Raw genomic sequence first — 13,124 nt, 5'->3', positions numbered from 1 at the left:
TTAAAAACACAGCTTATGAAAGACGTTTTAAATGGATTTGCTAAGATGTGTATGAATGATGACTGAGCTGTCGCCGGGAATGATGTATTCCAGATTGCCATTTGCTACGGTACTAGCTTTCAGTGGTTCTTTCTGTCCTTTAAGCAATACTTGAAATTCCGGGATTTTCTTTGAAGCTGTTTTTACCAGCATTATCCGGCAGCTGATCCGCTTATCTCCCAGGATCTTAAAGCTGATGTTTTTGCCTTTTCTGGCGTTAAATCCTGAGGTTGGATAGTCGGTGTAAATCATAAATGGCAGGCCCGGTATTTGCAGGTAATGCCGTGGCATAATTCCAAATGCGTTACCTGCCCCGTATACTTCCTGGCCAACAGTTCCGGATTTCAGCCAGCCATCCTGCAGGTCTTCCAGTGCAATCCATAGCTTCGGGTCAACTTCACCGATTTTGGGTTTTACTTCTAGCATGTCTGCGGGCAGCATAGTAGGATAATAATATACAGCACGGTCTACCAGGTAGCGGATGTATTCGGCAATGAGCAGTTTTACAGAAGGTAGAATGTCTACATCCTCAGCATGCTTCAGGTAATCGTGAAAGGCGCAAAAAACTTCCTGTTCTTCGTAAACGGCTGTATAAGGTGCATCGTTGAGCGGATAAAGGGAAAAGAATTTCGGAAAGTTTTTTCCGTATCCGTAATTACAGTCCCAGAGCTGCACATTCCGGAATAATCCTGCCAGGCACATGTAACTCAGTTCCAGGTATAGTTCATTTTTAGTGATTTTATACAACCGGAGTAGTGCTCCCGAAGAGAATGCGGTATTGTTGGCCTGGTAAAAGATCTTAAAACCAAGGTCCTGCAGGGTTTTTGCAGCTTTTTCGGCTTCTTTTAAATAACGTTGTTCAGCGGTTAGTTCCCAGGCCTGGAGCATCACATGCGCATAAATACCGGCTACATCTTTTTCTCCGCCCTTTCCTTCAGCAGTTTCTGCTTTAACCACCTCAAGGGTATCCATCTTGTAAAACACCGGCCATTGGTATTTAAAATGGTGTGCTACCCTGATGGCAAAATCAAGTGAATCCAGGAAAAGCTGCGTAGCCATTTTATCTCCCTTTAAAGCTAATCTGGACAGGTTAAGCAAAGGGTGATGAAGATACCAGGAATCCATCACCTTGGGAACTTTTTGTTCTTCTTCGCCTTTGAGTTTGTCTTCTGCTGCCGGAAGCCAGCGCATGATGGTGCCCAGCTTTTTGTCATAAAAAGAGGGAAGTCCCGCTTTAATCGTTTTCATAACCTCAAGCTCTTTCTTACTCCACTCTACATAGTCCAGCAAGGGAAGCAAAACAGCAAGTTGTACCATGATTTCGGGTGGGGTTTCATAATCGCTTACATACGCATTGAAATATTTGTGTCCGTTTACCTGCGACCAGCAGCCTGGGCTGTCGATAAGATCTTTTAGGCCCTTGTCCAGTATGTCGGGCCAGTGTTTGTATGCTGTTTCCGGTTTTGGGAGCAGCAGGTATATCCTGGCCAGCAAATCCAGGTAAAGCCTTATCATGTCTGGTTCTTTTTCCGGCACTTCTTCGCTAAAAGCGATGAAGGCATCGGCAAGGATGACTTCCTTGCCCTTAGGTAATGGCTTTTTTGAAGGTGGCAGGGAAAATCCCAGTTCCGGCCATTCGCCACCCACGGTGTCGCCTAAGGAGGTTTCGGTTTGCTCAGCATATGCTGATAGGGCGGTCAGGTTTTGCAGGTAGAGGAGGCTAGCAGATTTTGGCCGGGTCTGGCTCAAATAAAGAAATCCTGTGCGGGTACCAAACTGGCCTGCATGGATCTTTCCTTCGGTTTGTTCGGGATTATTGTTTTTTCCATTAAACAAAATGTCTTTTGGCCAGCTGGGCATCATCAGATCTTTAGCTGGGATCAGGCTGCTGGTATAACGCAGTACGGGTGATCCTGAGCTTTGGTCTACGCTGATGGTAACCTTTTGTTGGCCGATGCCTGATTTAAGTTTCAAATCAATCCCTTGCCGGGGATTTTCTTTGCTTTTTATTACTTCCAGGTTGCTACCGGGGCTATAGGCTGCACGAAAGGAGACGCGTCCTCCATTAGGAAGTTCAGTTTGGATCCAGATGGAATCAGTGGTGGCAATCACTTTAAAATTAAAGGGATCTGCATGAAGTTCAAATCGTACTGAGGAATTGCCGGCCAGTTCAGCGCTTGCCGATACGGCCCATGGTGATAATGCGTTCATATCAAGTACCTTTGAGAAATTTATTCATAGTTGCTCTTTTTGCTCTTTAACCAGTCAGCTGCGCAATAACCATCAGTATTTAAGATTTGTTTGAACTTTTTTGTTTTTTCCCATTTGTAGCAAAAGTGACAGGTTTCACATTAATTTAATTTTTTCTTAACCCGCAGCAAGGGTAAGCCTACCTTTATGGACTTCATGGTATACCTGTCAATTCTATACATGATATTGGATAGCTGAAATACGGCTGTGCGCATCTACAATAAAAGAGCTTGCTTATTTTCTTAACTTTACGCTCTCTCCATCAGAGGGTAGGGAGATCTGATATTTCTTGTTGTTAAGTACTACGGTTATTACTCCTCCCTTATGGGTGGGATCACTGATATAAATCCCGCCAGGCACAATGCCAATTAAACAAGGCATACTCACGCTTAATAACTGGTTATCTATTTTAACACTGCCTATGTTAAAAAACGCACCAAATATCGCTCCGTCGGCAAAGCTCAATACTTGACTGGAAGATGTATTTGACACGATGCGCCAGGATGGCTGAGCTGCTATCCGCGCAGCGGATTCCGGGGTCGGAGCCGAAGCCAGAACATAGCCAAGCGACTGGATGCCGCTTTTTTGTTCATGATTAATTTGCGGTAAAAAAATACTTTCAGTAATTTTTTCTGCACTTCCGGCATTATTTATAGATTTCCATGTGCCAGCCACTTTTTCCAGTTTAACAGTCATAGAAAGCGGGGATAAGGGAATGTAAGCAAATCCCGAATGATGCAGCCATTTTACTGCATTTAAAGTATTCGTGCCTGCTTTTAACAGATTACCTGGCTGGTTAAAGGTCACATCTCCCCGCCACCGGGATTGATCAAGGACAGTAAACAAGGAGTCAGTTATATGATGAGCAGTAAGTCCGGCAATAAGGCAGACAACCAGCCCCTTATGGCTTACCCAAACCTTATGTGCGCTTACATTTTTATGCTGATCAACAATAGCATAGTCCATGGCAGCCAATCCTGATTTTCCATCGCTTACATTTCCGGTGAAGGATTTCTTTTCAACAACCGCATTGCCGTTAAAGTTAGTAATACCCGGAATCTTATTCCAGTCCCAGCAGGGCATCAGATTAAAATATTCATTGCCGTCTTTTATTAAATAGGCATCTCCACTATTCAATAGCCGCCCTTTAATATTTTCCTTGTTTATAGATTCAGTTATTAATGTCCTATCTGATAATGACTTTAAAAAAAAGCTGAACTCATCTGTATGGTAAACAGAAAAATCTGATGTGGGAAAATATCTATAACCAGTGACGGCACTTTTACCGGAATCCTGACTGTTCTTTATCCGGTTAAATACAGCCGCATGGTCAGGATTCAGTTCTTTCAGCATCCCGATTAAGTCTCTGATATCAGGATCGTGCAAGGTGTTTTTACGGCTGGCGGCTCTATCAAGCGTGGCAGGTACTGTATTCAGACCCCTGCACATCCACTGCCAGCCTTCAGTAATAAAATCATTTAGGATAGCAATTTTAGCTTTAGGAAATGCAAATTCGGTATCATGAAGCTCCCAGGCCAATCTTACGTTGGTTTTTAAAAATGAACTCCCGTAGTGGTACATCTGCAATCTTGGCCCATGCTGATGATAACTAAAATCGGGCTGGATGCCATCCAGTTTAGTGACCTTAATCTCTCTGATCAGCAAATCCCGACAGTCCCGTACCGTTTTCCAGTCATCCGTCAACAAACTTCGATGCATCACTAAATCTGCAGACCAGGTTAAATTGGCACCTTCACCCTTTACCTTGGATTGGTTAAGCACCTCCAACGCATTTTTTAACTGGTTTGTCGTCAAACGACCATACATCAGGTAAAGGATATCCCTCATATATTGCGGAACCCCGATTTCATTATGCCACCAGTTTTTGTTTTGGTATCGTATCCGAAGCCAATGATCAAGACTGATGTCGATTGCTTGTTTCAGCTCCTTCTGTTCAAAAAAATCAGATCCGGGTTTCACATAGGCCAGACAAAGTTCCCGAACCCTTTCCAGATGCTGTTCCGGTTGCCAGGCAGCCGGATTGTCATCAGAATAATTAATATCATTCCAGGTACCGTCCTTATCCAGTGTGCTTATTGTCGTTCTGGTGTCCCAGGTCTGTTCTATCTTTGAGTTAAAAAGCAAGGTTCTATAACGTTCTATTATAGTTTTTTTGCCATTCTGCGCATGTATTGACGTACAACCCAGCAGCCCAATCCATATACAGACGAATTTTTTAACAATAGTCATTCGGTATTCATTTAACGGTTAACTATGGGTATCCATTCATCGGTACGGAATGGTGAAGCCAGCAGGCCCTCCCTGTTTATTAAATTGGCATCCTGAGGATTGTCTGCCCAGGCATAGCGTACTGCAACCGGATTTTTGATGCTTTCATTCCAAACAATGAGCTGATCTTTATCTATCCGGTAGGAGGCCCATTTAAAACTTCTGTCTGTTCCTGCGATGGCAATTTTTAAAGGTAAATTGTCTTTCGTCGCCAATCCGCTGCCTGTATGTTTAAATTGTATAAATATTTTATTGCCCTGGGTTCGCATGGATTCGAAAATCGGTCCGGTGTAAACCACCGCCGCATTTTGATAAGCTATATATTGTGCAGCCAAAGAAAGCCGCTTTCCAACATCTGATTTATTGGATGGATGGATATCATTCCATTCGCCTATATCAATGGTTACAGCCATGCCAGTATGGGGCACGCTCAGTGTTTTGAGCTGGGCTTCTCTGAGTTCTGCCCATTTACTTTCTGAGGGTTGCTCCTTTGCTTTCAGGTAATTGGGCAACTGAACAAATAAGAAAGGCAATGTGTCATCATCCCATTTTGTCCGCCAGTTTTTTATCAGTGCAGGAAACAATTTTCGGTATTCATCTCCCCGGCTGGAATTTGCTTCTCCCTGATACCATATGAAGCCTTTAACCTTGTAATTGAGTAGTGGTGCAATCATTCCGTTATATAATCCCAGGGGAAGATATTTAATAACAGTTTGTGCTGGCATCGGTTTTAATGCAGAACCGATCTGATATTGCCAATTGCCCTCTAAATCAATGGTTTTGTCACTGATCAGAAGTTTGTAGGGCTTATCCTTTACAAAACCGCCCGAATTACTGGTATTGATTAGCCTCACTACAAGGCTATTTTTACCTGATTTTAATAAACCCGGCTGTACTTTATAAATCCTTGAGGTGTATTTCTGGGTTGTAGCACCTACCAGAACGCCGTTAAGATAAGTAGAATCACTATCAGCCATACTACCAAGCATCAGCATAGCTGCTTTTCCACTCATTTCAGCGGGCAAAGCTATTTCCTTTCTTAGCCAGACCACGCCGTCTAGATTTTTTAATCCCTCATCTTCCCAGAAGGCAGGCATTTTAATCAATGGCCAATGGCTTGAATTATAAGTTGGGGCATACCATGGCTCTTTTCCTTTGCCTTTGTCGGACATTGCCAGCGTGTCATACCATTGCTTAGCCATTTTAGTATTTTTGTCTGTAACCGATCCAAGGTAATGGTCATCCTTGAATTTTGAGATGCTTTCAAGATAATGGGGGAATTCGGCCAGGGCATCTTCGCTCATCCATGATTCTGCGGGCGTACCGCCTACACTGGCACTGATAAGTCCTATTGGAACCTGATATTTTTCAAATAAATCTTTCGCGAAAAAGTATGCTGTGGCACTAAAACGAAGGATAGAGACTGGGTTAACTTCCTCCCAATTGCCATTTGACAATTCATCCAGCGGTTCTTTGAAATTATATTTTGTACTTACAAAGAATTGCCTGATCAGGGGATTTGCAGCTGTTTTTATAACAGCTGCGTATTTGTCTTTTACCCTTTGCATGGTCAGTTCCATATTTGACTGGCCGGAACAGACCCAAACGTCACCCAGCAGGATATTTTTTAATACAATCCGGTTAGTCCCCTCGATAATCATCTGATGTGGCCCGCCTGCCTGCATCGCCTTCATTTCCACCATCCACTTGCCATCCTTACCTGCAGGGGTACTTGCCTGTTGCCGGTTGAAGCTGATTTTAACTTGTTCTCCGGGTGTAGCCCAGCCCCAGATTTTTATAGGTTTGCCCCTTTGCAACACCATTCCGTCTGAAACAAGACGCGGTAACCTGACGCTGGCCTTCAGACAAGAAACACACAATACAAAAAATAAGGCGAAAAGGATTTTTTTCATTCGTTTATTTATTTAGGTTCCGGTACCTTAGTAAGGCTTCCAGGAAATAATAATCAGCATAAATTAAAGGTACATCTATTTCAGCATTATGCGGAAAGCTTCCAACAGAGTGCTTCAACAAAAGACCATTATTTGTACCCAGGTCTGCTTTATACTGTGCGGAGCTTAATGCGTTCAGCATATGTTTAGCCGCATTTAAGTACCTTATGCTATCTTTCCTGGCAGAATAGCGGCTAAGTTCAAACAGTGCAGAGCTGGTAATGGCAGCTGCAGACGCATCCCTGATTTTGTAGTCTCTTTTTCCGGGCTCGTAATTCCAGTCTGCGGTATATCCCTGCTGCCCTACGTTAAAATCCCAGTAAGGTATCATATCGGCAGGGAGGTTGCTGTGGTTCAAATAATAATCGGCCATTTTTTTTGCGGTTTGCAAAAAGCGCTTATCTTTTGTTTCCCGATATACCATCGTAAAGCCGTAAATCCCCCATGCTTGTCCCCTCGACCATGTGGAGTTATCGGCAAATCCCTGAAAGGTTTGCCTGGCCATTACCTTTCCATTGGCGGTATTGTAATCGACTACATGATAAGAACTGAAGTCTGGTCTGAGGTGATTTTTCATGGTGGTTTCCGCATGTTTAACCGCAATGTTGTAATATTCCGGGTCTTTGGTTTCTTTTGATGCAAAAAAAAGAAGTTCCAGGTTCATCATGTTATCAATGATCACCGGGAAATCCCAGAAGGTTTTTTTGTCCCAGGACTCACGTGAATCCCAGGATTCAATACAACCAATTGTTGGGTTAAAGCGACTGGACAAAGATTTCGCAGATTGGATCAAGACCTCTTTATATAGCTTGTTGCCAGTAAGCCTGTAGGCGTTACCGTAACTGCAATACATCATGAATCCGAGATCGTGAGTGGTTTTGTTATTTTCATTCGGCTTTAGCGCATTAGTCCATTTTTCTGCTTCAGCTTTCCAATTGGGTTTTTTTGTATACTCATAAATGTACCAAAGATTACCTGGCCAGAACCCACTTGTCCATTCTTTTAAGCCGGTAGATTTTAAAAGTTGATCTGGCCCTGTCGTTTTGGGAAATAACTTTGAATTACCGTTTCGCGCGATGACCCGTGCATATTGTTGTTCTGCAAGTTTAAAGTCTTCCTCAACAGGTATATGGTGCTTATCATCTTTAAAACTTATTAGAAAGACGATCATTAAAGTAAAAAGGGAAATAAAAAAAATACGATTCATGATATAAGGTTAAATAATTTGCGTTTTACCATCCCAGATTCTGGCCTATAGCACCGTTTACTAGGATTTCCGATGAAGGGATCGGGAATAATACGTTCCTGTCGGTTATATTTGCGCCAGCGATAGCTCCGTAGGCAAAACTTCCAGCAGTAGCTTTCATGTCAGTGGCCAGGTTGTTCATTGTAGGTACCCATATTCCCCAGCGGATCAAGTCCGGTCGTCTTAAAGCCTCGAAGCACAGTTCGCGGCTTCTTTCATCTTGTAACTCTTTTAAGAAAGATGTTTTAGTTAATCCTGAAAGATCAACTACAGCGGAAGTGATTTCCGCGGTAGCGGTAGCCCGTTGCCCGGCATAGGTAAATACCGCACCGGTCAGGGCCGGTAACGAAGCACCAGCTGTATGTGTTGGAGCCGTAGTTGTAGAGGTTCCTGATGCTGTGACGGTGTAAAGGTTATTTCCGCTGCTCACCTGAGTCCCGCTGGTATATTCTGTATTTGCTGCCCATACATTTCCAATAATCACCTGGGGTACGGATGTATAACCCTTACCTGGATTGAGTATGGCTACTGAGGTGATCTTTTTTGAAGTCAGGTTTACGGTTGCGATGCCAGTAGCACCAGTGCCGCCGCCACCGATTAGGGTTATTGGAATATTGGGCTGGGTAGCAAGGTACCCTGTATTACCGGCAGTGGATAATGTCAGTTTGCTCAATACACCGGCAGTTTGCACAGGTATATTCGGATCGTATCCAAAACCCCGTCTTCTGACCTGGTTTATCGCATCGTAAGCTTTTAAAGTGGGGCCATTGATATGGTTTTCGGCCTCTGCAATCATCAGCAGCACATCCGCATACCTCAAAACCGGGAAGTTAATCGGTGTAAAGTTTTTGCTTTTTACAGGAGAAAGTTCATACTCCCTTCTGAATTTTCCTGAATTTCTGTTATAAATCTGTGTCGGGTTAAAATAGCTGTAGGATACAGGAGTTGTACTTGCATTGTAACTAAACGGAGCAATTGCCCAATCGCGTCTGATGTCTCCAGGGCTGTATAAGTTAAACAATTTTGCCGTGGCATTGATAAAGGCATAACTATAACCGATTTTATCGTAGTTGGCAGATAAAGCTATACCATTCGTATTTCCAAGCCTGTTAATATTGCCATATCCGTCGGCCCCGGTTCCTTTTTGCTCTATTTCCCACATGCTCTCTTTAGTATCGTAGAGGTCCTGATGAAGATTAATGAATAATTGTCTGTAACTCAGGTTCAGGCTGTGTTCACCGGAATTTTTAACTTTTTCTGCCCATAGGAGCACATCTTCATATTTTGCCTCATCCTTTAGCGGAAAACCGGCCATTGTTAAATATACCCTGGCTATAATACCCTGTACCGTAGTTTTTGAAACCCTGCCGCCAAAGCCCAGTGCCGTGGCAGTTTTTACCAGGGGTTCTGCCGCCTTCATATCTGTCAATATCTGCTCGTATACCAGTCTGGTAGCTGTTCTAGGGGTGTTTACCTGGGTAACGGAAGGAGTTGGTTCGGTTTTTAGCGGAACATCTCCAAAGTTGCTGACCAGCATAAAATGATAGTATCCCCTTAAAAATAAGGCTTCACCCAGCATAGCCTGGCTATCGGTATCATTGAGTTTTGCCCGTTCAACATTTCTGATCAGGATATTGGCACGTTCAATTCCGATATACAGCTGCACCCAGAAATTATTGAGCTCGGCATTACCAAAATCGAAGTTGTAAACCATAATTCCTGTAGTCTGCGCGGCGCGGGCATAGAAGTTTTCATCGCTGGCGGCCATCTGGTCGAACAGATTATCGCCGTACAAACCAGGCGTGCCCAGCGGCTGATATACCCCTGCCAGTGCATTGATCAGTTTTGGTTTGGTATAGTAATCAGATTCGACAAGAGAATCTGTTGGTTTAGTACTTAAAAATTTCTTGCAAGCCGTTAAAGAAAAGCAGGAGAGGATTAATAAAGTATATAATATACGTTTCATAGTAATCATTTTAAAATTAGAAAGTAACATCAAGCCCAAAAGCTATGGTATAAGGGCGGGGATAAGCACTGTAATCAAATCCACCTGTCAGCACTGAGTTGTAAGTGCTTACTTCCGGATCCAGTCCGGAATATTTTGTCCAGGTCCAAAGATTTTGGGCCGAGGTATAAATCCGGGCTGAAGAGAGCTTAATTTTTTGCAGGAATGCCTTTGGCATATTGTAACCCAGGGCTACCGTTTTCAACCGTAGGTAGGAGCCGTCCTCCACTGTTCTTGATGAATACCCACCTCCAAAATATCCATTGGTCCTGAACATCGTATTAGATTGATTTTCCGGCGTCCATCGGTTTGCGAAACTCGCAAATTGCTGAAGATAGGGATTGTTGATGCCGTTTCCTTCAAATACCAGTCGATTGGTGTTCTGGATTTTATTGCCATAAGACCACTGAAAGAACAGGTTCAGGTCAAATCCTTTGTAAGTGAAATTATTGCTAAAGCCCCCGGTATGTATCGGAAGTGAATTACCAATAACGGTATAATCGGAGGCTGTAACCATTTTATCTCCGTTGAGGTCTTTGTATTTGATGTCGCCCGGCTGAATACTCGTGCGTGTATTGCCATTGGTGCTGATCTCATCCTTTAAAGTATAAGTACCGGCAGGACTCTTGTTAAAATCATCATATTGGTAAACCCCGTCCCAGATGTACCCATACATTAATCCCAAAGGTTCGCCGATTTTTGCAATGTATCCTGGAATGGTATACCATGAGCTATGCCACCTGATGGATGATAAAAGGTATTCCTGGTTATTGGCCAGTGCAAGTACCTTACTCCGGTTAAAAGATATATTAAAACTGCTTTCCCAGCTAAAACTCTTGTTTTTGATGTTGACCGTATTGAGCGTAAACTCTATACCCTGATTGCGGACGCTACCAATATTCTGGAATGCAGAACCGTAGCCGGTAGATGCAGGCAGTGTTGCGTTAAGTAACAGATCTTTGGTAATTTTCCGGTATACGTCTGCAACAATGTTTATCCGGTTATTCAGCATTGAAAAATCGAGTCCTGCATCATACTGGTCTGTGGTTTCCCATTTCAGATCAGGATTGCCGATGGATAGTGGCACAATGCTCGAAACGTAATTGTTGTCAAAGGAATAAGTATTGGAAACAGGTAAACCAGTTATCGATAGGTAGGAAAAATCTCCAACCCGGTTATTTCCGGTCTTACCATAGCTAAGCCTCAGTTTACCATCGCTGATCAGCTTAGAGTTTTTAAAAGGTTTTTCTTCAGTAAATCTCCAGGCAAGCGCTGCAGAAGGAAAATATCCCCAGTGGTTAGCCTCTGAAAATTTGGAAGACCCATCTGCCCTTGCAGAAAGGGTAAGGTAATATTTAGACTGATAGTTATAAGCAAACCTGCTTAGAAATGAGGCGGCATTCCATAATGAACTTGAAGACCTGGTGAGCGATGCATTGAAGGTTCCCTCTTCCAATCCGTCTATTCCCAGGGATTCGTTAGGCAAAAAAGTTGCCCCAAAACCCCGCACGCTGGATTTGTTACCTTGCACGGTAAAACCCGCTACCGCATTCAGGTTATGAACTTTATTTATGCGTTTGTTCCATGTTAAAGTATTCTCATTTGCCCAATTGTTCACTTTGGCCATAGAAATGGACCCATTAATGCCATTGTTCTGGCCGCCAACGGTAAAAGGGCTTCCGTAAAGTGTTTTTGAATTGTTAAAATTCTCATTGTTTACCGTATTGCTATTTAAAATTCCGGTTATCCTCAGCCTGAGTTCCGGAATGATTGCATAATTCAGATAAGTGTTGATGTTCAGGTTATTGGTCCGGATATCGCGAATGAGGTTTTGCTGGTTCATAACCGGATTAAACTTGTAATCATTTGATGAGGCGGTTGTAGGGTCTAACTCCACATCAGCGGCAAATGCAGTGAGCGGGTTAAATCCCCAAACACTATACAATACGTTTTGGGTTGCGCTGTTGCTCGATACAGAGGAAGCATTTCCTGTCTGCAGCAGATAGGCATAATTGGCATTTACGCCAACTGTTAAGCGTTTGTTTAGCTCCTGATCGAGCGTGATCCTGCCCTGATACCGGTTATATGAGGTGTTGATAATGGTTCCATCCTGGTTATCAATTGAACTTGAAATTGAATATTTGGTTTGTTTTGTACCCCCCCGTACCGCAATAGAATAATTGCGCAGGCTGCCGGTCTGAAAAAATTCATCCTGTACATCTGTACCTTGATAGTTGAGGTAGTCGGACAAGGTTTTGTTCGGCGTAGTCAAATAAAGATAGGTAGGGGATTTCACTGTTTCAGATCCTGGAGAGGGATCCCGTTCCAGGTTATACTTCAGAAAATCATAGGCACTGAGCAACTCCATTGTTTTGATGTTCTTATTAAAAGTCTGGGTGGTATTGAACGTAGTTTTGGGGCTCCCTTCCTGCCCTTTTTTGGTGGTAATGATCACTACGCCGTTGGCTCCCCTGGCTCCATAGATCGCGGTGGATGACGCGTCCTTTAACACTTCAATAGAAGCAATATCCTGAGGATTGAAAACATTGAGATTAAACCCTTCTACCGGAAAGCCATCTACTACATATAAAGGGGAATTGTCCTGTGTAATCGAGTTTGCTCCCCTGATCACTATGTTCACTTCCGATCCGGGCTGTCCATCCGATGAACTGACCTGTACACCGGCAAGCCTGCCCGCCAGCGATTCCTGGATGGACAGTACAGGTGCTTTTTTGAGGTCTTCCATGGCAACCTGGGCAACGGAACCTGTCAGGTCTTTTTTCTGTACTGTTCCGTACCCGATGACAACAATATCGTTTAAGGTATTGTTGATGGGCTTTAAGTTAACATTGAGCAGTTTTTGGCTTCCAGCAATTATTTCCTCCGGGCGATATCCAATATAGCTGAAAACGAGTACCGATGTTTCAGTAGGTACGTTTAATACAAATTTTCCATTGGCATCAGTTAAGGTTCCGACTGTAGTATTTTTTACTTTAACACTTACTCCAATCAGTGTTTCCCTGTTCTCGTCGGTCACAATGCCCTGTATGCTGCGCGACTGGCCAAAACCAGAAAATGAAACATATAGTAATGTTAGTAAAGCTAAATACCTGGCAACACCTGCCGGTATCCTGGATATAGAATCTGGTATACGCAGTATAAAATGATAAAACCCTTTAGATACGAATAAAATTGCTGTCATATAGTTATAGTTGGTTGTTCCAAAAGTGGCAATGATCTTTGAAATTTAAGGCAGAAAACTCTATTGATATAGGGGTAATTTTATATTTTAGTGCTTCATAGTTATGTTCAGAACATTGAATTATTCATTTTACAGAAATGT

6 protein-coding genes are annotated in these 13,124 nt (G+C 43.1%); all 6 read right to left on the bottom strand.

Annotation, left to right across the window (positions count from 1 at the left end; all coding sequences use genetic code 11):
* Positions 1–27 precede the first annotated feature (27 nt).
* The gene (locus HDC92_RS16430; protein WP_183876092.1) at positions 28–2,250 is read right to left on the bottom strand and encodes a hypothetical protein; all 2,223 of its coding nucleotides are present in this window, start codon (positions 2,248–2,250) and stop codon (positions 28–30) included.
* Between the two features lie 273 nt (positions 2,251–2,523).
* Entirely contained in the window at positions 2,524–4,539 is a 2,016-nt protein-coding gene (locus HDC92_RS16425) for a polysaccharide lyase family 8 super-sandwich domain-containing protein (RefSeq protein ID WP_183876090.1), read from the bottom strand.
* Between the two features lie 11 nt (positions 4,540–4,550).
* Positions 4,551–6,491 carry a sialate O-acetylesterase gene (locus tag HDC92_RS16420; protein ID WP_183876088.1) on the bottom strand — a complete coding sequence of 647 codons (1,941 nt, stop codon included), beginning with the start codon at positions 6,489–6,491 and terminating at the stop codon, positions 4,551–4,553.
* Positions 6,492–6,495: 4 nt separating this feature from the next.
* The gene (locus HDC92_RS16415; RefSeq protein ID WP_183876086.1) at positions 6,496–7,737 is read right to left on the bottom strand and encodes a glycoside hydrolase family 88 protein; all 1,242 of its coding nucleotides are present in this window, start codon (positions 7,735–7,737) and stop codon (positions 6,496–6,498) included.
* 25 nt (positions 7,738–7,762) lie between these two features.
* Positions 7,763–9,742: a RagB/SusD family nutrient uptake outer membrane protein gene (locus tag HDC92_RS16410; protein WP_183876084.1), complete on the bottom strand. Its 1,980-nt coding sequence runs from the start codon at positions 9,740–9,742 to the stop codon at positions 7,763–7,765.
* A gap of 16 nt (positions 9,743–9,758) precedes the next feature.
* Entirely contained in the window at positions 9,759–12,983 is a 3,225-nt protein-coding gene (locus HDC92_RS16405; protein ID WP_183876081.1) for a SusC/RagA family TonB-linked outer membrane protein, read from the bottom strand.
* Positions 12,984–13,124 lie beyond the last annotated feature (141 nt).

This window comes from Pedobacter sp. AK017 (genome assembly GCF_014200825.1).
Lineage (GTDB): Bacteria > Bacteroidota > Bacteroidia > Sphingobacteriales > Sphingobacteriaceae > Pedobacter > Pedobacter heparinus.
Note: the sequence above shows the minus strand (reverse complement) of the source record. Positions and strands in the feature narration are given on the sequence as shown.